At 57.4% G+C, this 20,005-nt stretch carries 17 protein-coding genes and 3 pseudogenes; 5 read left to right on the plus strand and 15 right to left on the minus strand.

Annotated elements, in window-relative coordinates; all coding sequences use genetic code 11:
• Window positions 1-130 precede the first annotated feature (130 nt).
• Both RX331_RS23445 and RX331_RS23450 read left to right on the plus strand, forming a co-directional pair.
• Complete coding sequence (locus RX331_RS23445) at window positions 131-271, plus strand: hypothetical protein (RefSeq protein ID WP_317252261.1); 141 nt, start codon at window positions 131-133, stop codon at window positions 269-271.
• A gap of 368 nt (window positions 272-639) precedes the next feature.
• A pseudogene (locus tag RX331_RS23450) lies at window positions 640-971 on the plus strand (transposase); the annotation flags it as partial.
• Between the two features lie 172 nt (window positions 972-1,143).
• Here RX331_RS23450 and RX331_RS23455 read toward each other — a convergent pair.
• The 4 genes and pseudogenes from RX331_RS23455 to RX331_RS23470 form a co-directional block, all read right to left on the minus strand.
• Window positions 1,144-2,653: pseudogene (locus RX331_RS23455) on the minus strand (ISNCY family transposase).
• Between the two features lie 164 nt (window positions 2,654-2,817).
• Complete coding sequence (istB, locus tag RX331_RS23460; RefSeq protein ID WP_317252262.1) at window positions 2,818-3,558, minus strand: IS21-like element helper ATPase IstB; 741 nt, start codon at window positions 3,556-3,558, stop codon at window positions 2,818-2,820.
• A 9-nt stretch (window positions 3,559-3,567) separates the two neighbouring features.
• Window positions 3,568-5,090: pseudogene (gene istA / locus RX331_RS23465) on the minus strand (IS21 family transposase).
• 165 nt (window positions 5,091-5,255) lie between these two features.
• Window positions 5,256-5,393: a hypothetical protein gene (locus tag RX331_RS23470; RefSeq protein ID WP_317252263.1), complete on the minus strand. Its 138-nt coding sequence runs from the start codon at window positions 5,391-5,393 to the stop codon at window positions 5,256-5,258.
• 245 nt (window positions 5,394-5,638) lie between these two features.
• Between RX331_RS23470 and RX331_RS23475 the strand changes: the two genes are divergently transcribed.
• A complete protein-coding gene (locus tag RX331_RS23475) occupies window positions 5,639-6,226 on the plus strand; it encodes a hypothetical protein (protein ID WP_317252264.1) in 588 nt (195 codons plus the stop codon).
• A 798-nt stretch (window positions 6,227-7,024) separates the two neighbouring features.
• Here RX331_RS23475 and RX331_RS23480 read toward each other — a convergent pair.
• Window positions 7,025-7,876, minus strand: a complete 852-nt coding sequence (locus RX331_RS23480) for a host specificity protein (protein ID WP_317252265.1) — start codon at window positions 7,874-7,876, stop codon at window positions 7,025-7,027.
• Between the two features lie 521 nt (window positions 7,877-8,397).
• On the opposite strand from RX331_RS23480, the gene RX331_RS23485 reads away from it, so the two are divergent.
• Entirely contained in the window at window positions 8,398-8,832 is a 435-nt protein-coding gene (locus RX331_RS23485; RefSeq protein ID WP_317252266.1) for an META domain-containing protein, read from the plus strand.
• Here the strand turns inward: RX331_RS23485 and RX331_RS23490 are convergent.
• From RX331_RS23490 to RX331_RS38895, 10 genes are all read right to left on the minus strand, one after another.
• Window positions 8,800-9,840, minus strand: coding sequence for a trypsin-like serine protease (locus tag RX331_RS23490; protein WP_317252267.1), 1,041 nt, complete (start codon window positions 9,838-9,840; stop codon window positions 8,800-8,802). The two genes, RX331_RS23485 and RX331_RS23490, sit on opposite strands and share 33 nt — an antisense overlap.
• A 31-nt stretch (window positions 9,841-9,871) precedes the next feature.
• The gene (locus RX331_RS23495) at window positions 9,872-11,266 is read right to left on the minus strand and encodes a tyrosinase family protein (protein WP_317252268.1); all 1,395 of its coding nucleotides are present in this window, start codon (window positions 11,264-11,266) and stop codon (window positions 9,872-9,874) included.
• A 71-nt stretch (window positions 11,267-11,337) separates the two neighbouring features.
• Entirely contained in the window at window positions 11,338-12,579 is a 1,242-nt protein-coding gene (locus tag RX331_RS23500) for a hypothetical protein (protein ID WP_317252269.1), read from the minus strand.
• Window positions 12,580-12,611: 32 nt separating this feature from the next.
• Window positions 12,612-12,854, minus strand: a complete 243-nt coding sequence (locus RX331_RS23505; protein WP_317252270.1) for a hypothetical protein — start codon at window positions 12,852-12,854, stop codon at window positions 12,612-12,614.
• Window positions 12,855-15,948: 3,094 nt separating this feature from the next.
• On the minus strand, window positions 15,949-16,275 hold the full coding sequence (locus RX331_RS23510; protein WP_317252271.1) for a hypothetical protein: 327 nt from the start codon (window positions 16,273-16,275) through the stop codon (window positions 15,949-15,951).
• Complete coding sequence (locus RX331_RS38885; protein ID WP_410707997.1) at window positions 16,266-16,721, minus strand: serine hydrolase; 456 nt, start codon at window positions 16,719-16,721, stop codon at window positions 16,266-16,268. The genes RX331_RS23510 and RX331_RS38885 overlap by 10 nt, the downstream gene beginning before the upstream one ends.
• Before the next feature lie 120 nt (window positions 16,722-16,841).
• Window positions 16,842-17,105 carry a serine hydrolase domain-containing protein gene (locus RX331_RS38890; RefSeq protein WP_410707998.1) on the minus strand — a complete coding sequence of 88 codons (264 nt, stop codon included), beginning with the start codon at window positions 17,103-17,105 and terminating at the stop codon, window positions 16,842-16,844.
• A 525-nt stretch (window positions 17,106-17,630) separates the two neighbouring features.
• The gene (locus RX331_RS23520) at window positions 17,631-18,140 is read right to left on the minus strand and encodes a hypothetical protein (RefSeq protein ID WP_317252272.1); all 510 of its coding nucleotides are present in this window, start codon (window positions 18,138-18,140) and stop codon (window positions 17,631-17,633) included.
• Between the two features lie 76 nt (window positions 18,141-18,216).
• On the minus strand, window positions 18,217-18,855 hold the full coding sequence (locus tag RX331_RS23525; RefSeq protein ID WP_317252273.1) for an acyl-homoserine-lactone synthase: 639 nt from the start codon (window positions 18,853-18,855) through the stop codon (window positions 18,217-18,219).
• Between the two features lie 193 nt (window positions 18,856-19,048).
• A complete protein-coding gene (locus RX331_RS38895) occupies window positions 19,049-19,216 on the minus strand; it encodes a LuxR C-terminal-related transcriptional regulator (protein WP_410707999.1) in 168 nt (55 codons plus the stop codon).
• Between the two features lie 338 nt (window positions 19,217-19,554).
• Between RX331_RS38895 and RX331_RS23530 the strand changes: the two genes are divergently transcribed.
• On the plus strand, window positions 19,555-19,899 hold the full coding sequence (locus RX331_RS23530; RefSeq protein WP_317252274.1) for a hypothetical protein: 345 nt from the start codon (window positions 19,555-19,557) through the stop codon (window positions 19,897-19,899).
• Window positions 19,900-20,005: the final 106 nt, after the last annotated feature.

The following is a 20,005-nucleotide window of genomic DNA, read 5'->3' on the forward strand; positions in this document are numbered from 1 at the left end:
ATCCGCTGATGTCGCGTTAATGTGGCTGAATGTACGCTCCGCCCGTTCGCAACCAGTTTGTTTTTTCGCCGCGGCAGGGGCTGCCGACCGGCATCACTGACTGATCATCTCAGTTCAAAAGGAGACGAGAATGAAGACCGATATGTCAGACTATGGTGTAACCGAATTAACTCCTGAAGAAGCATCTGCGACTTCGGGAGGGGTGTTTTGGGCAATTGTCGGAGTTATCGCGGGGCTAGCAGCATACATTGCAGCTATAGGCTTCCCTTGACCCCATCAAGTTGCACGCCCTCCAGCTTCTGGCAGCCTGCGCGCGGGACACAAGCTATACTGCCATTACGAACCTCGGCAGTGCGATTGAGGATGAGGTGATCAGACCGACGATTCGCGACCGCTTTCAGGAAAAGACCGTCCGACTGCCAGCGTCCCGCACTCGCATACAGATCGTGCGCGCGGGCGCCAAGTACATTCAGCCGCTGATATCAGGATCGCTACTTTTTCATGGGACCGGACTTGCATGATCTACTCGATGCCGCTCTCCTGACGCACCTTGTGTTGCCCCTCCATTGTCGGGGTTGACCTGCCACTGAGTATTTCCTCCAGAAGGAGTTAGAGTCCGCCCCGAAGAAGGACGGACGGATGAAGCGAGCAAGGTTCACGGAAGAGCAGATTATTGCTGTGTTGAAGGAGCATGAGGCCGGGGCGAAGACCGCCGACCTGGCTCGCAAGCACGGGATATCGGAAGCGACGATCTACCACTGGAAGGCCAAGTTTGGCGGCATGGATGTCTCCGAGGCCAGACGGCTGAAAGCGCTGGAAGATGAGAACGCGAAGCTGAAGAAGCTGTTGGCCGAGCAGATGCTCGATGCGGCTGCGCTACGCGAGCTTCTTTCAAAAAAATGGTAGGGCCCGCCGCCAAACGCGCTGCAGTGGCGCATCTGGAGGCCAAGATGGGCCTGTCTGCCGCGCGGCAATCAGGATGACAGTGCGTATTGCCTCATGGAGGAATGTTCCCGAAGACGCGATCGTTGCCTCATTTATTTTGCTCCCAAGAAGATGGACGGTCGGTACGGGGGAGGCCGGTCGTGGAGCTGGCCGGGGTTGCGCAACGACCGGCCTCCCCCGTACCGGAAGCGGGCGCTGTTACCGCGCAACCGGTGTCTCGTCGAACCGCTCCGCATGATCTGCCGATCGAAACAGCAGCGCGCTTGCCTGCTCGCTGCGGCAGGATTTGAGGCGGCGCTGAAGCGTTCGCAGCAGCTTATCCGGGTACGCGCCCGGATATTCCGCTTGTAGCCTTGTCAGGAGCTCTGCGCCGGTTCGCCACGGCTCGGCCTTGAACCACTCCTGCAGCTGTGGGGTCGCCTGAACGAGCGGATCAGGGCGACGACGACCTCGCTTCGCTTTGAGGATCGGCCGGTCCGTCGGTCGAGATGCGCCCTCTTTCCAAGCCGTTCGCAAGCTGGCGAGGAAGAAGTCGATTGGCCGGGGCCGCAGTAGTCGAATCGCCCGCCGACCTCACGTCGGTAAGGTCGGCCAGACGTTGCTGCGTAGACCGAATGTCACGCAGCAACGCGATCGGGTCCAAGCTGACGCAGATTTCCTGCAGTTGGGCCCGAACCGTATCGGAGGTATGTGGGTCGGCTGCCAGCCGCTGATGCGGCGTCGTCGGCGCACTATAAGATTTACGGACGCGTGCGCCATCGCGCTGTTTTGCGATCAGCTTAAACGAGGGCTGGAAGAAGTTCACGAACAGGCGCACTGAGCGATAGAGTTCTGCGAGCAACGCAGCCGCCTCGAGCCCTTCAAACCGCCGATAACCAGTCATCCGTCGGACCACGGCTCCGTTCTTCTGTTCGACAAACGCCTGGTCGTTCTTGCGGTAGGGTCGGCAACGCGTGAACACAATGTTCGCCTGCTCACAATACGCTTTCAGCGTTTCGTTTATGAACACAGTATCATTGCCGGTATCGATGCCCTGCAGCGAGAACGGCAGCTGTCGGCGAAGTTCTGTCAACACGGTGCTCAGGAGCGTTTGCTCGCGCACCAGCAACGGCGCACACTCCGTCCCACCGGTCGCAATATCCGTGAGCACCAGCGTCTGGATAAAACTGCCGCGGGCCGAGGGCCCGCTGTGGGCGACCAGATCGGCTTCGACATAGCCCGGCGCCGGATCCTTGTCGGCGGACGTCCGTACCGGGATGCTCCGTCGCAAGGCGCTCGCCACCGGACGGCGCCGCTGGCGTCCACCCTCCTGTCGGATCTTGCCCAGCGCCCGATCGATCGTCGACGCGCTCACCGCCAGCAGCTTCGCGCGGATTTCGGGCGCCAGGCCCATGTGGCCGTTCCGTTCCATCCACTCGATCAGGAGCGGCAGCAGCGCTTTCAGTCTCTTGCCGCAAATCCGGTCCGATGCCTCCCAAAGAACAACCAGCGCATTTCGTTCAGCTTCCTCGTAAATCCGGCGACGGCTGCGCCGAACCGAGGATTGGCCGATATCGCCTCGGAGCAGGCGCATCGCATGCTTTCGATGGAAGCCCGTCACAACTGCGGATTCCAATGATCGCGCGCAGGTATTCCAATCTGATGCCGCGCAGCGTTCCGATCTGATCGCGCGCAGGTGAAGTACCCGATCGTCAAAGGTAACTGGCACTTTCGCGAGCCCGTGGTCAAGCGGCAGTCCGCAGAGATCACGTCTGATGCTTGATGGTGTCGCTCGACGGAGCGAAGCTGACCGGACGCGCACCCCCAACAGTGCCGTAGCGGCCGGTCAGCTTCGCGGGCTGCAGTCTCGGTCTTCATCGGCCGCCAGCGTAATCAAGGCCGAGGAAGAACGGGCGGGCGACGCATGGAGTCACCGTTCAGTTCGAGCCTGTGAGCGTTGTGAAGCAGGCGATCAAGTATGGCATCAGCGTAAGTCGGGTCATTTATGAGCTCATGCCATTTGGCAATTGGAAGCTGGCTGGTGACGAGTGTTGACCGACGGCTGTAGCGGTCTTCGAGGATTTCGAGCAGATAGTGACGGGCATTGGCGTCGATGGCTTGGAGGCCCCAATCGTCCAAAATGAGGAGCTCGACGGCGGCGATGCTCTTCATCCGCGAGGCGAGTCGGCCATCGCCCCGGGCAAGGTCCAGTTCTTCGATCAACCGCGGCAGCCGGGTGTAAAGTACAGAGTGGTTGTCCTGGCAGGCCTTGTGGCCGAGCGCACAGCCTAGCCAGCTTTTCCCGACGCCTGTTGGCCCGACAATGGCGCAATTCTCGTGGTTCCTGATCCAGTCTCCCTTGAGCAGCATGTCGAACACGCGGCGGTCGAGCCCACGCGGAGCGCGGTAGTCGATATCCTCGGGCACGGCATGATGACGCAGCTTTGCCTTGCGAAGACGAAGCGCCAGGCGCCGGTTGTTACGCCAAGTCGCTTCATGGTCCAGCAGCAACGCCAGCCATTCGGCGTGAGCGAGACCCTGGACCTCCTCGTTGTCGGTCAGGCTGGCGAAGGCCTCGGCCATGCCGGTAAGGCCGAGCCGGGTAAGCAAGTGGAGTGTGGGGTGTGTCAGCATTTTCTCTCCTTAGTGGTAATAGTCCGAGCCTCTGATGTTGGTGTGGAGGATCGGCTCGCGCTCGGAGGACGCAGCCGTTGGAACGCGATCGAGACCCTTCTCGAGGATCGATTTGACACTTGGATAGTTGCGAGCCTGGATCTCAAGCGCGCGCTGCGCGGCCGCCTCGAGGCGCTCGGCGCCAAAGCGCTTCTCAAGCCGGAGAATACCCAGGCACGAACGATAGCCCTGTTCGGGATGCGGCCGATCCTCGATGATCCGATCGACCAGCAGACGCAGCATCGGGCCGATCCGGGTCGCCTCGCTGCGGATCTTCGCCGGCGTCCACTCGCCATAGCGCCGGTGGCTGGAAGGCATGTGGGCGCTGATCGTCGTGTGCCGCCCGTTGCCACTGCCGCGCATGTGCGCGGCGATACGCTCGCCCCCGAGGAAGATTTCAACCGTTCGCGCACAGATCCGCGCGTCTACCTCCCGACGGGCAAAGCGATAGGGCACCGAGTAGTAGTGTCGTTCGATCTCGACATGATAGTCGAGCCCGACCCGGCATCGGCGCCATTCGGCATGGACCCACGGCTCGCCGGGAAGCGGTTTAAGATTCGGCGCATCAATTTCCTCGAACAGCTGGCGCCGTGTCCGGCCATACTGGCGCAGCACCCGTCCGTCATTGAGCTTGGCCAGCCACTCGGCGATCGCACCGTTGAGTTCGGCCAGGCCGTAAAAAGTGCGGTTGCGCAGCCGCCCCAGCAGCCAGCGCTCGACAATTCCGACGCAGGCCTCGACCTTCGCCTTATCTCTCGGGCGACGCGGACGTGCCGGCAAAATCGCCGTGCCGTAGTGCTGCGCCATATCGCTATAGCTGCGGTTGACCATAGGGTCATAGAGGCAGGCCTTGATCACCGCGACCTTGGCGTTGTCGGGCACCAGCAGTTGCGTCGCGCCGCCAAAAAAGCCGTAGGCCGCGTTGTGTCCCGCGATCCAGTCGCCGAGCTGCTCGGTCCACGTCGCCAGCGCGAACGATAAGCTGGATGCGCCCATGACCGCGACGAAGATGTGCGCGTCACGCACCTCGCCAGTCTTACGGTCAACCACCGGCACCGTGTCGCCGGCATAGTCGACAAACAATTTCTCGCCCCCGCCGTGGTGCTGACGCATCACCAGCGGCAGCCGGCCCTCCCAGTTGCGGAACAAGTCACAGAAACGGCTATATGGTACCCGTCCGGATGCTCCGCAATGTACTCGTCCCACAGCACCTGCAAGGTCACGTGCTTGCGCTTGAGTTCGCGGGCAATAACGGACCAGTCAGGCTCGGCCACCTCGTGGCGACCCGGCTTCACGCCAGGCACCCCGTACAGCAGTTGCTCCAGCTCGGCGTCGCTTATCGCTTCCGGGACTGGCCATGCCAGACCCGCGCGCGCAAACCGCTTCAGCGTGTCACGGACCGTCGTCGGCCCGACGCCGAGACGCTCGCCAACCACGCGCGTCGAGAGCCCAGTCTCAAGGCTCAACCTCACAATCTCGCGCACCTGGCGCATGATAACCCTCCTCGTCGGCATCCAATTCTCCCAGTTGGTTCCAGCCGAAGAAATGGCCCAACGATCGGGCCTCACATCATCCGAAACTGCGCGCGATCAAATCGGAATGCTGCGCGGAGAATGCTCGGAACGCTGCGCGCGATCATTTCGGAACCCCGCGCGCCATCAAATCGGTACGGTGCGCACCATCATCTCGGAATCCGCAACAACCACAAACTCGTCGAGAATTCGCGCTTTCTCCGCCCGGCTCGCCTCTCTGTAGCGCTGCCCCACAGCGGCCGTCAGCTCTCTTCGAGTCGCCATGCTCAGTTGCCTCATTATCGCCCCCGCAGTCCCATCCTACTGGGGAGCAAATTACGCGAGGCAACGGCCCAGCATTCAGGAACATTTCAGGCGACGCAATGCGGCTTCCCACCCAGATTGTCGCGCTATATACGACCGAGTTCATCTAAAGTCGCGAGTCGACCGGCAAGATCGGCTACACAAAACATCAATGCTGGCGCTATAAAGCCGGACAACCCACCACCCGCACCGTGTGCGTCGTGTTGATGCATTCGAGTCTGGCCGCCACCACCAGCGGAACTCCACTCGGCCTGTTGGGGGTGAAGTTCTGGACCCGCAGCAAGTTCAAAGGAACGGCTGCGCTCAGGCGGCTCGTGAACCAACCGGGCGTGCCGATCGAGACCAAAGAAAGTTATCGCTGGCTCGAGAATTTGCATCAGTCCACCGCGCTTCTGGGCTCGCCCGAGCGCTGTGTGCACAGCGGCGATCGCGAAAGCGATATCTACGAAATCTTTTGCCCGGCGCAGGATCTCGGGACGCGGTTTCTCGTGCGCATTCAGACCGATCGGCTGGCCGAGCCACCGTTGAAAGGCCTCGCCGCCGATTGCGGCTATCGCGTCTTGGCTCAACTTGCCGCGGTCTCTTGGTCCGGCCGCCATCGGCTCGCGATTGGCGCTGAAGATGGCGAAACTGCTTTCCTGCAGATCAAGTTCGTCTCGGTGAAAATATTGCCGCCTATCGGCCAGCAAAGCGCCACGCGCCGCAAATGCTCGTCTATATTCATTGCTCGTCTATATTCATGCCTTGGAGGTTGCCCCACCTTCTTCGCGACCCGATCGACTGGAAGCTCGTGACCAGTTTGCCTGTCGACGACCTAGCAGCCGCCGCCGAAAAGCTCGATTAGTACGCCGGGCGCTGGAAGGTCGAGGTGGTCCACAGATCATGAAATCTGGCTGCCCCGCAGAGGACGCGAGATTGCAGATCGCCGAGCGGCTGGCAAAGCTTCTCGTTCTCATTACGGTCGTGAGCTGGCGCATTTTTTTGGATCACTTGTCCGCGCGCGCTCAATCGGATGCGAGACTCGAGACTGTCTTTGCCCCCCGCGGAGATTGAAACTCGACCGCATCGATGCGCGTTCCAACCCGCGCATCATTCGCCGAACGCCCCCAACTTACCTTTTGCAGATCGCCATCTGGGCGGCTATCTCGCTCGCACACGTGATCATCCTCCAGGAAACATCGTCGTTTGGCGAGGTGTGACCAAGTTGCAAGATGTCGCCTTCGGCATCGCTATCGGGTCAGTCCCAAGATGTGAGTACTTGAAAGCCTTACCAGAGGGTTACCGAATTGGACCGCTATTCGCCTCGGAATAGCATCCACTTGGCGCGACGACCGTGAAAGCCTTTGGACTAAAGAGTCGGGACCAGACAAACAGCTCAGCTACGTTTACTCGTGCCTAAGAAGCTGCTCTGCCGAGAGTTTTGTGGGGCCGCCTCTCCCGTGCAGCTCCGAATTTTGTATAACGTTGTCGCGTCGCACTGGGAGCGCACCCGCTCGTGGCATGCGCTCCCGTTCGGGGCTAGGCCCTTCACGCTCCGCGGGCGCGACACCAAGACAGCACGAGCCTCATCCGATCTCGTCTATTGAGAGCCTTCACCCGGTCGATCCTGGGCCCATATTGAGCTGGTCGAAGTACCAGGAAGGATCTTCGCCAGACGAATATTCGCTCGAATACTCCTCCGTACTAGCTTCGTTATCGGAATCATTGGTCTCCGTCTTGGAGAGATATCGCGCAGGTTTATCTGCTCGCTGCCATGCTTCGTTCTCGTTTTTCGTCCATCTGTCCGGATGCTGTCGAGGGTCAAGCACAAAGTGATTGCCCCCAACGTCAACGAAGCCCATCTGTTCTAGCCGGGGCTCCGCCTCTTCTGTGGCAGGTCTCGACCTGACCAACGGTCGTTGGCCGTCAAGCCGAAGTTGATGTTCGAGCAGAATGTCGCCTGCGTTCTCAACAAGAGGATGAGCAACCCGGAGATCAATAGACGTGAAGTGCTTTCGCCCGGGAAAGTGTTCGCGCCAGTCTACCAGTTCGTCTTTGATACGAAGCCCACCTTGTGATCTTAGAAGCCCGACGCTTTTGTCTCCCAAGTTATAGCTGAAATATCGGGTGTTGTCCTTATGATCCACGGTCGCACCGAGTCTAGCAACATACACCGTGCGTCGAGCTCTATCGGACACGAAATCCGAGTACTCTTGAGGATTATCCGCTATATGCTTGATGTCGTCGCCATAAAAGCTCCGCAGATGTTTACTGAATTGAGACCTGTTGATCTCCTCGATGGGGGGCTCGGAAACGAGGGAGTACGGTCTCGGAGCCGCCGACGACGAACTAGCCTCCGCGTCTGCAAGCGATTCAGCAAACCTCTGACTATCTGTTGCCTGCCCCGCTTCATCAGCCTGGCCCGCCGTATATTGGCTGGATGAACCAGTGATCCTGCTATACATGCGATTTCTCCGTTTTGAACCGTACTAGGTTGGGCCTAATCAAGGCCTGCGGATAAGGATAAATGGGCAAGCTGACAATAAGCTGACGCGCAGAAGGGCCGCTGCCTGCAGACACAATGGTTCGAGGAGGTGCGCCAACTCATCTCCGCCGCCCCGGTTAAGCCGCTTCCGGCGGCGTGCGGCGATTGGGCTGCGACGAAGGCGGCCTAGAGATTTTAGATCCGCGCGTCACCGAACACGGCGTGATGGCGGGACATTTCGCTGCGACTGCAGCGCGTTTCACAGCCAGCGAAGGGCCTCTCCTGATCCTGCAGGATACGACCGAGTTCATAGAAGAAATGGTACAACTCTGTAGAGGAAGTGTGGCTAGAGATTTCACTTTTGGTAGCGCACTTGGACCGCTATAGTACAAGGGCTGAAGAGAAACCTCCAAACAACGGCACCAGGCGCAGGCCGAGACCTGTTCGAGACAAACAATGCACCTCGCAAGCGGACAATTTCGGACCGTCGCGAGTATTGTCATGTCGGTAATTGCGGTCGTTATCATTTTTGCTTGGCAGGCCAGAACCGCCAATGTCGAAACATTCGACGGCAATTGGGAACTCGTCGATGCAACTCAGCTGTCGAAGACCACCGTCAAACCAACTATTGCAGTTGAAGACTCACGAGTAACTGGGTCGACGGGGTGCAACAACTTTTCTTTCGATATCAAACGGCACCAAGGCTCCACTGTAGAAATAGCGAACTTCTCAATGACCCGGATTCTCTGTGCAGAAGCAGAAGGGCTTGAACTATACCTTGTTACTCAGTTCCAGAAAACGCAACTGATCGAGAAAAAGGATACATTGCTATGCTTCCTTTCTGGCACGCGCAACGTCTTACTAGCTTGGTCAAGAGCTCCGACTTCGGATGCCCAAACGACCTCACGGGTTCGTTGTGACTCCACTGGCCGCTAGCCACTGCTTAATGCTGGCAACATCAAGCCGCGGGTAAATCCCGCCATCGCCGCAAGGCCGGATGCTTGGAGTCTTGATCCCTCGCGACACAACAGCCGCCAAAGCATACGATCCGTCTGAAAGTAGCACGTAAGCGCCCCCGCCGCTGTCGCCCTTGCAAGAGTCGGCATTAGTTAGCGGCGAGCTAGCGACCAATTCAATCTCAGGATAACAGCCATATACCGATGCGTCCGGCCCGGCATCTGAGCTGCCTTTGCAGTCAGCGGACGTTACCGGCACGTCTACCATAAGCTTCGAACCTGATGTCCCAGTTTCGGTCTGCCCGAATCCTACAACCCTGATAAATTTCGCATTCGAAATTGCTGTCGCAGGCGCAACTTTTCTGAACGGGATATCGACGGCTTCTGCCAGCGCAACCACCCCTACATCTCCATCAGCGTAAGCCCCGCACTGCATCTTTGCCTGAGACTTGTCGGCTTTTACTGCCACGACCCTTGCATTCTGGCCGCCAATATCAGTTGTTGTTCCGAAAATGACCCATTTAGGCGTGTTGCCTCGACAGAAGCAGTGACCGGCCGTCACGACCGCATCAGGAGCAACTAGGACACCGCTGCAGAGAGCGCCTTGATCGGATTTGATCGCCACCGAGTCCGGAAACAAATCCGCGGCGCCAAGTTTGGTGGTCACCCCGAGCCACACTCGTTCGCGATCGGAAGAAACCGCAGCGAAGTTTGTTAACGTGCGACTATCTCGCTCAACAATAGTCGAGGCTCCATTTACAATAGCGGCAGCAGGCCGTCGTTCTCCGGGTAGCGTGCTGTTCGTTGAAGCGCTCGTCGCACCCAATGTCTCTAACAGATTACGGTAAGTAGGAAGCAGTCGAGCTTCATTGCCCGGGTCCAACGATTTCGCAAAATCGAGCGTCTTCATTTGCTTTTGGATGTCAAATGCACACGCTAACGACGGCAAGGACAAGACAAAGAACGCTAGTATCAACCAGAGCCTCATGGAAACCTCCAACAGCCAACAAGGTCAGTGTTTATTCGAACACCAGCTTTATTTCGTTGATCGTAAACCCAGCGAGCCGCTCCCGTTCCGGAGAGTCGACTACGACTGATATTTCAACATTTTGCTGGCTCGCGACGCGCTCAGCTATGCGTGTCGGGAGAGGAATCGATAAGTTGGTGTTCATTGGCTTTCCGCTCGGATTGAGGAGCGTATATATGCCTATTCTATTGCTATCCGAGTTGTTTCTATCGCTTTCGGAAAGCAAATGAACCGAAAAAGATGAAGTTGATGACGGTAGCGATACGCCATTAAGCTGAAGTGAACCTGGCCGCGTAGGCGCCAACGACCGGATCCTTGCCCCGTCCTGGTCAGATAGTTGCCGCAGCGAGGTCCTAGCTCGGCCGCTACTCAAATCTAACGGCTGCTCGTTCAGCTTTATTCCAGCCCCTGGTCCGTCCGGAACACCCTGCTGTGCTATCTGCATTCTGCCTTGCTCGTATTTGTAGCCAAGAGCATTGGTGTTCAGCAGATCACCTATCTTGTAAATCTCAACGCCGACGCCAGACGGATGAGGCATTGGGAACGTCTTATCGAGCCAAGCCAGATCAGTGGGATTCGTGTGAGCACCACCAGTATTGAGTTCAGTCCAAGCTTGCCACAAACGATCGATGTTGCAATGATGAAAAATAAAGGCTGGATCGCGCGGAGACCAAGCCTGGGCCATGTTCCCCGCTCTACCTCCAATCCATACATGGAGATTGTTATGGGGTCCCAGCTCGACTATTCCTGTTGATCCGGCTGAACCGCTAGTTCTGCCGCCGACTGTTGAAAAATTGGCGGATCGCAACAACTCTTCTTCGTTCGCGTAGCCAGCCAAAACCGCATCAGTAATCGTTTCCGTATTAAGTGGCGGTGGCCGCTGCGCCGCAGACATAGCACGCGTCGCATCGAACAGCGGATTAGGCTTCGTCAGGCCTGCGGATGTTTGATAAGTGGCACTCTTGATTGCGGCGGGAATGTCTCTGGTTGAAAACCAATCCCAATAGGGCAAGCGCAATTTCGGTTCGTTCACGACGAACTGCAGTCTACGCTCCATCGCGACCAAATAGGCGCGATGCCAAGGCCAGAACCACCAGCTAAAGTGGATTTCACGAGAATCTCCGGTAAAGCAATTGTTGACATGCGGATTGGCAATTGCTTCCCACCCATCTGCCGCTGGTGTGGCTCCATCCTTCGATTGAAGAATTTGAACCGCGTCTCGCAACAATTGAAGTTCCGCTGGATTTGATTCTACCAAGCCGATCGACTTCCTCGGCTCGACCTGGACAGATTGTCCAAGCGCAGGAAAAATCACACCACTGCTTCCAGCGGCCAGCGCGCTGATCAAAAAAGTGCGGCGATCTATCGATGACGATTTTGGTGCCATGCTATCCCCTCCGAAAACATGCAATCCATCGATCCCAGCTGCCCGGGCAACAAATGGTTGCCGACCAACCATCAGGGCTGCTTGCACCCTCCCATGGTGCCAGATTCCCCTTTCCGTCGCGCACAACGCAGGGACCAAACAAAATCCAAACCAAGGTACCTATCACCTTCGAACAGTTGGGCCGGCACTGGACCGACATACCCTTTCAACAACCCAAGCTCATCAACACCCAACGGCGCGATATCAAGAGGCATGGGCCCTCCACTCGCGCCTTTGACAGCTAGGGCGTGGCAGGAAATACAAGATGAGCGCTGGTCAAATGCACCCTCGATTTTTGAATTTACTAGGATAGTCGGCGCTCCCCGATGATCCACCCAATCGGTTTGTGTTCCGCGCAAACGATAGTTCTCCCACTTGGTGCCCTGTAAGCCGAAACCTGCTGGGATCTTTCCGCAATCCAGCTCGTCACTGGGGCAAGATATGCTATCTATTGAGCTGACTACCCATCCTCGAAAGGCACCGGGGTCCTTGCGACTCTTAAAATATTTGTCCGGCCAACGCTTCTCGTTGTCTGCATGCTCCCACGTCGCCCAGAACCACCGAGGCAAATCTCTTGTAATTATAGAAATTGCGACCAGGCCGAAAAGCTTCCCGTTTGCAGTCGCCCAGTGATATCGAGGCTTATCACTCTCTTCGATTTCTGCCCAATGTGATTTCACCTCTTTAGCATTGAGAGGGAAAACGAGGGTTTTTACACCCTGTTGTGCTAGTTTCTCTTGTTCACCCAAGTCATACAATTTGTTACTGCGTATGAATTCGTAAGTGTCCTTGTTTAGACGGACTTCCTCATCTCTCGCAGTTGAAACTTCTCTTGCGGGCGGAAGAAATCTGGGCAGACCTGATCCGCCGATGACTCTTGGTTGAGATTTTTGATCCAGCGATGCGAGCGTTTGGCTGGATGGTGCAAGCACCTTAGCTATTGCCGAGGTGCACGCCTCATTCCATGGCTTTGGCGGCTCGGCCTTATCGAGGTAAGTCTCGAATTTAGAACGCCACGACTCCCAGACTGTTGGGCCACTGTCACCCAATCGACGTGTTGTATCCGCAATGCATTGCGATGTTGCCGCTGGCCAGTTGAGTGCAACAAATAATCTCCAAGCATAACAATCGGGATCATTTGCAGCCATGGCCGTGTCTTGGGGTTCTTCAGACAGCAGCGGTGAAGATGATAACCATTTCTTGCAAAGATCTCCTGCAAACACGGTCTGACTGAAGGTCATTGTCAAAAAAAGAAACGCTACAATAAATTTCATCGTATCCCTCGATAAACATAACCTCTTGGACTTTATGGATTCATCCCCTGTTCTTTCCACATAGCGAACTTATCGACCTTGGAATTGGGCCAAGCACCGTCACACGGCATTGTTCCCGCCTGCAGCCGATCAAGTATCTTTTGCGCGTTTTCCTTCACGTCTTCGTAGTCGTGCAGATCGAGGTCAGCCACATTCTTCATTGCGGCCACATCTCGCGCTCGGAAAAGATCCTTGATGTCAGCTTCGAAACTTAAATTACCTTCGGTAACATTCATGAAATGTCTCCCCACGCGAAAGAGGGTGAAAGCGAATATCTAGAACAGAATTTCACAAAGCTCGGATAGAAATAAGTTCACACGGTCGCACTGACTGGTTGCCCGCACTTCATTCGTTTAGGTTCGCGCAAGTCAAGACGGATTGCAACTAAAAATTGATCCCCAATTGTCGCATCAAACACTTTTCCAGGAACGCTCGATCAGCGCTGATGTGATTTTTGCGGAGTGCCACACGACACGTCAGCGCCAGTGAAAAAATCTGCCGAGGCGAGCTTGCGACGCTGAACTAAGCTGTCCAAACCGTGTGCGGAAACTATTGTATTCTCTTGGCCTTGTGCGATTTGCGCCGTTGACGGCGCTCCAACATTCCATATGGATCGCGGCCCAAAAAGGGGTGGCCGGTGCAACAGCGCCGGGGCCATAGCCGAGATATTGATCAGCAACCGTCCGATCCGTACAATGTGAGACAGCATTGTCCACCCGCACAGGATCGAACAAGCCCTACCTTCCTAGAGCTAGCATGGCTCTTACGCCGAGTTGGTGGACAGCGCACCTGAAGAGGGGTTGGGAGCGACACACACAACGTGAAGAGCCGAGACGAGTACCGCAACGCGATCGAAGTCATCACACAGCTTCGGTTCTGGCCCGCGGCACGGCTCCGCCTTAGCGCCAAAAGAGATGGTCCTCGCTGGGCGTGCCTTTAGCCAGCAACTTCCAAATGTAACTTGTTGACGGTGTTTTAGCAGGGCAATAGTTTCGCCTTTGGGGACTTCGGCAGAACGCCGAAGCAAGGGGGCTGATCATGCGTTTTTACGCCGCGTGCATTTGTGCGATTGGGATGGCGGGTTGTACAGCGTTCCCACGTTCGCCAGACCAGGCCAGGGTTGATATCCGGGCGATTGTCGATTCCATCGAGTGCGAACTAGCGGCGGTTGCTACGAACGACGACGCGGACGTTCGAAGCCGCGATATCATGAACTGGAATGCGATGACTGATGTTGACCTCACCCTTGTGAGGTCCATCGGGATTGATGGTACGGCGACGGTCACGGGCCCAGCTGGCCTAGGCGTAGTGTCCGCCAGCCCGAAGTTCGGGGTCTCTGACACGGACACTCGCGGTAATTCCATCAAATTTGCTACTTCAATTCCGAAAGCCGTGGCCAGATTCAAGAATTCCTGCTCCGGCCCCAATCCTTCCGAAACGAATATGGGGCTGGCCTATTGGTTCGAGGGCACCGTGAAGGCGGTCGACAAGGACAGCCTTGTCGGCATCAGCTTCACCAAGCAGTTCCAGATTGTAGCGAGCGCCGGAGCGCGCTTCGGTTACACCTTAACGCCTGTCACGAACACTGTGTCCGCTGACGCTGGAGGAGGCACGAGCATAGACTATACGAACCGCTTCACTATCGCTCTCACGCCGCCCCCTCCCAAACCAATTCCGCAACCGCCACAGCGTGTGTTTGTAGTCAATATGCCTCGCCAGCTCGTCGCGCCCGCACCTGCTCCGCCGTCACCCCCACGATCCGATAAGGAAGGCGAGAATGATCGGTTCCAGCCTAGTGGAGTACCACCCGTTGCCGATAACACTGCAAAAGAAACTCGCCCCCCCGGTCCGCCTCCCGTACGCGCTGGACGTCCTGCGCGCCAACCGCAAGCGCAACCTAGTGCTCGCGAGCGTGCTCTGAACGATCCTGAACTCCAAATGATGCTACAGCGGAAGTCGCCCGTTACGTTGGCGCCACGTCAATGACTCCAAAAAACGACCATCAAGTGCACCCATTTCGCCTCCTGCTGGTCCGGAGGCTTTGCCCCCGGCCGCGACTTTCCTCCGACAAACGATGTCAGGGCAAGCCGCAGTGGTTGGTAATGTGCTCTGCCGCGACGATGGAGCACAGCAATCCGAACACCAGGACCCGCCCCGGGGCCGATAAGCCAATGGTGGGCGCCACCTGGCATGACCCCCAGCATGGCTGTGAATGAGACCCAGCGCGCCAATGGCGGCCAGGTTGCGACATCATAGTCCCTCCTACGATGACTGCGAGATCCAAAGCCAAGAAGCTGACCTAGCACCAGAATGATGCCTTATGCATGCGGCGTCGCATTCATCCCGATGAGCGCTCTCGCGCTTCCAGGGGAAAAACCCTCTCCTCCTGAGATCTGCTCCTGTTTGGTGAGACAGCAGTAAGCATAAGGCTCGCGAAACAGCGACTCCGTGGCTTTGACGCCAGCAGCAACTCCGAAGGCGGGTATGTTATGGACGTAGATCAACTCCATCGGATCAATCCGAGCCAGCGCTAGGCGGTTTGTCGCGGCGCCGCGCGGGCGCGAAGAGTACGGCTCGTTATGAACTCGAGCCGACTTCCAAGCCCTCCAACCAGACCAATTCGCACCGGCGGAATACTAGGCCCCTAGCCGAAAGCAGTAGGAAAATTGACGTGCCTTGAGGCCGTCGGGCGGTTCGTCAATCCGAAGGCGGGCTCTCCTGTCACTGAAATATCAATGAGAACGCAATCGCGCCGCCATGTCCCATCGGCGGCCGCCAGCATCGCCCGATAGTTATGCCCGAACTGAACGCGTTTTGCTTTTCGCCTGTCCCTGCTCATGAAGCTCAATACGCGCCTGTTCTGTCAAGGCGAAAGCGAACCGCTGCCCCTACGCGTAAGGCAAAGCCATACCCCTCACGCATTGCAATTGCGAGATAACAGCGGTTGTCGGCGCTACCGCCTGTGAGCACCGCGCGAATTTCGTCGAATTGAAAGACGCTTGGCGGACCGGACTGCCTATCAGAAGCTCAGTGGTCCTGCTCTAACGCGCTTCCGCGTGTGACAGAACCATGGTTGAAGGCAGGATCTCGCGTAAACGATGCGTGCATTTGCGAATAGCGAAGAGAAACTGCGTCGGCGGCTAAGCAGCGCCAGTCCCAAAAGAACGCGGCCCTGAGATGTAGAGCGACTGCGGCGTGCGATTGATCGAGCCAAGCAATCGTAGCGGCCGGTCCGTTCTTGGCCGTCTTGCGAGATAGTTCAGCGTTTGACCAAAATCGAGGTTATTAGCCCGCCGGGAGCAGATCGATCCTAGGCTGGGTATAGAACCTTCAGTCGGCCGAATAGAACACCTCCCGTATTGGGTTCGAGATCGGGCCGGAGCCGATGATCGCCGTCTGGGTCAGGACCAAGCCGACGACACGATTTGCCGGATCGATCCAAAACTGCGTGCCATGATGCCGCCCCACCCCTGAATGCCGACCGGAAGACGGCTCTTGGCCGAAGCCGGATCGGTCACTATCCCAAAGCCCAGGGTGAAGCCCCAGCCTGGCCCGCGAATGGTCCGCAATATCGCCGGTCGCGTTCTGCGTCATAGGACGGACTGTCTCCGCGCGGAGCATCCGTACCCAGTCGAGTTCGCCTTCGTTCAGCAGCATCTGCAGGGATCGCGCGTAATCCCCGATGGTGCCGCACATTCCGGCGCCCCCGAGTTATAAGCGGTCGGAGCGAAGGCGCGGTTCGGGTCGAGATTGGCGGTGCCCTTGGTGGGCGAGAATGGCACAGCCTCGAGTCCCACGACAGGAACATAGCCCCTGCCGAGTGCGCCCGTGACCTGTGCGGGCCGGGTGACCTGCACGAGGCTTGAGCGGATGGCTTCAGGTACATTGAACATAAAGCTCTTGATTTGCGGGGGCTTTGCAATGCGTTCGGTTACAAAAGCTTGCAGACTGGAGCCTGTCACCTTTTCGATGACGGCCCCGAGCACGTCAGTGGCGAGCGAGTATTCCCAGCTCGTACCAGGCTGATAGCCAAGCGAAACGGAAGCAACGCGCCGCATCGCTTCGGCCGTGGTTAGCTCGGGCTGGTCTAGCCCATCGGTCACGCGCGCTTCGCGTACGCATCGACGAGCCGGGGATTGTTGATGAAGTTGTAGGAGAACCCGGCGGTGTGGGTCAGCAGTTTGCGGATCGTCGGAGGCCTGCTCGCAGGAACCTCGGCGCCATCAGGTCCACGCACCCGTGGGGCTAGCGAACTCGGGAAGGAAACGGCTGACCGGATCATCGAGGCCGATCTTGCCTTGCTCGATCAGGATCATCGCTGCCACTGAGGTGACGGCCTTCGTCATTGAGGCGAGGCGGAACATGTCGTTCTCGCCGATCGGCGCGGCGCTCCCGACCTCTCGAACGCCGACGCGGCGGCTGTAGACCGGGTCTTCGTTTTGGAGGATCAGCACCACAATACCCGGAGTGCTGCGACCTTCGACCAATCCCCGGACGGTCTCATCGAGCTTGGCGTTGCGCGCCTCGGGCGAAAAAGCCCGTGCAACTGGGGTGGCATAGAGCGCAAACGCTGTCGCTCCTGCCGCAAAGCAGGCCGATCACAAGACGACGTGAGATCATGGTGTCGCTCCCGTGGGCCTGTTCTAACGCGCCATTTTGCAACTACTTGTGATGGGTCGCAACTCTCGGACATCGCCTATTGACCGATTCTGTTGCGAATGTCGGTTGAGACCGACCTTGAAGCATGATGCTGTTGTTCTGACGCTAATCTCGGCTTGATCGATCGATGGTGGCCTTCTGAAGAGCGACCGAGTTCAACTGTTGTAGAATTTCTCTTTGCGATGCGGACCCGAAGATCATCTGATGCGGACGATCGACACTGCTCTGGATCTATCCTGGCTTAGCAGTGACTTTGCACCTGGTTATTCGTCCATAGGCCGCCCATCGATTGATCCGGGACTGATGATCCAGATGCTTATCATGGGGTACGTCTTTGCCCCAGGTTGAGGGCCTCACGACAAGAGCTGCTGAACCTTTTGCTTCAAGAGCGCGTCGTCCATACACACCGCCCATTCCAGCAGCGTCTGTCGCACCGTAGTCGGCAAGATGCCGTGAAGCGCAAGTCGATCCAAAACGAGTGATCGGTCCGCGTCAACACGCGCCGCGATGAGGTCCGATAGCAAGCGCACGTCATATCCCCGCTGGGCCGCCTGCAGGGCGGCGATAAAAATCTCCTCTTCCAGCCAACCTCCTCCGTAGAAAATGATACCAGTTTGGGCTGAAGCCAGATTGTCTGTGAACCGGCTATCCCGCCAAATGGAAAGCGCGTCGATGTCCAGCTGCGTCATCGAGTGGACGAGCTGCTGGCGAATATCAATCCCGATCGGTTGGCATTCGCCGATGACTGTCGAGGCGACGGCGAACATTTCTAAGCCTGCCTGCAGTAATGAGAAGCTGCTGTGACGCGCGGCAAGACCGGCCGAAGTGGGCTTCTCGCCGCGCGACGGATTGATCAACACCACCCGACTATGTCGTGGGTCTGCGAACATTTGCGCCCCAAATGACTTTTACTGGCCCTTGCCCACGAGGCGCGCCTGGTTAGGCGGCCGCGTTGACAAGATCGAGGGAGAGAAGCACAGGGCCGCTGACGTCGGCTCGTTCGTACATCCTGTGAAGCGCTTGCTCGGACGTGTCGAGAAAGCCTGCGACAGCCGTGGTCGATCCGACCTGCTGAGGAGCAGCGATCCGTCTCAATGGCCAGCCCGCTCGCCGGAGAATACGTTCCATACGCGTATCGGTGACCGTCACGATGCTGTCTGCACTCGAGCCGCGTGCCGCCTCGATCATCGCGGCGAAGAGGATAAGCGTCGCGCGGTTAAGACTATTGGCGACCTGCTCGGTGATAAGCCTGGTGTCGACGCAAAAGCGCGAGCTTTCGAGAATGCTTTTGTCCTGCGGCGCGGGGGTGCCGCCAAGCAGAACGGGAAAGGCGTCGGCCAACATGGTTGGACCGGTCGTTGGAAGCAGACGAACCGAACCAACCGGCTCTCCGCCGTCTGATAACAGAATGAGATAAGTCGGCCCGAGCGTGTCATACACATCGAGCTCGAATTCACCAGAGACGGACACGGACCAGTCGAGCCTGTCCTTGAAGACACGGCGTCGCAGCCGATACATCGACGCGAGCAACTCCAGATTACGACCAAATTGAGGGGCGTGAAGTCCGACGGCATGCATGACAACCTCCTGAAATTATCAGGAGGCCTCAAGACCAGAAAGGACCTTTCTAATCGCCTGTTAGATTTTACAGGTGGGTCTGGTTCAGCTTGATTACGCTAGACCTTTCTGGACAGAGTACAATAAATAATGACCGCCTGACGAGCGCCAGGTCTGTTCTGCGTCTGGCGAATTGGCAGGATGTGAAATGTGACTAGGACAACAAACCGCGTCGCAAGGCCTCTGCGACGCACTGGGCAATAGATGCTGCACCAAGCTTGCGGCGAGCGTTCTCAAGATGAAAGACTACAGTGCGCGGCGCAATCTGGATCAGAGCCGCGATATCCGCGAGAGTTTTCCCTGTTCGGTCCATACAAGGCATTGGCGCTCGCGCTGAGTGAGTTCGCTTCCGGCAAGTTTACTGGTGGCGGGTACGTCAAGTCTGGCGGCGGCATAACTATGAAAGTATAACCCGACGAGATGTACGAGATCCTTCCAGTCGGCCACGCGCCGCTCCGGGTCAACGTCGCGGTCGCCCGTCGCCAGCGTAGACGCGGCCATCCGTCCAAATCCGCCCACTGATGAATTCGAATCGAGCGTCGACCAAAGTGACCTTGTCATTCGGCGCTATCCTATGAAGAAGGCCGGACTCGCTTGCCGTCGACGATGAAGCTGTAGCGATCGGCTCTCCAGTGCTGCTGTCGGAATTGAAGATACGCCATGAAGGGACTGTCCGCTGCTGCACATGAAAAGCCGCATTTATCGGCTTGGCCGGACTGGGATATCGGTCAGACCCACGAGGCCAAGTCTTTGACCACTTCTTCCTTCATAGAGGCAGCAATCAACGGCTATGGCTTTGTTCTTGTGCCAGAGGCGCTCGTTTCGTTGGACATTGCAGAACGGCGTCTTGAAATTCTATTTCCTCAATCACGCATTATTGGCTCGGGGTTCTATGGCCTGTTCAACCCCTCAGCGCACGAAGCAAGAAGCGTGGAGCAGTTTATCGCATGGCTGACACAACAAGGAAGTCGACTGACTCCACGCGAAGATATTGACTGGAGTTGATGGCCTTTTCCCGTCCGGCTCAAATAGCTGACCGCATTGGCAACTTCGCGGTTAAGCCGGGACGTCAGGTTGAAAAACACCTATATTGGCCAGAGCAGTACGCGGG

Origin of the sequence: Bradyrhizobium sp. BWA-3-5, assembly GCF_032917985.1 — a bacterium.
Lineage (GTDB): Bacteria > Pseudomonadota > Alphaproteobacteria > Rhizobiales > Xanthobacteraceae > Bradyrhizobium.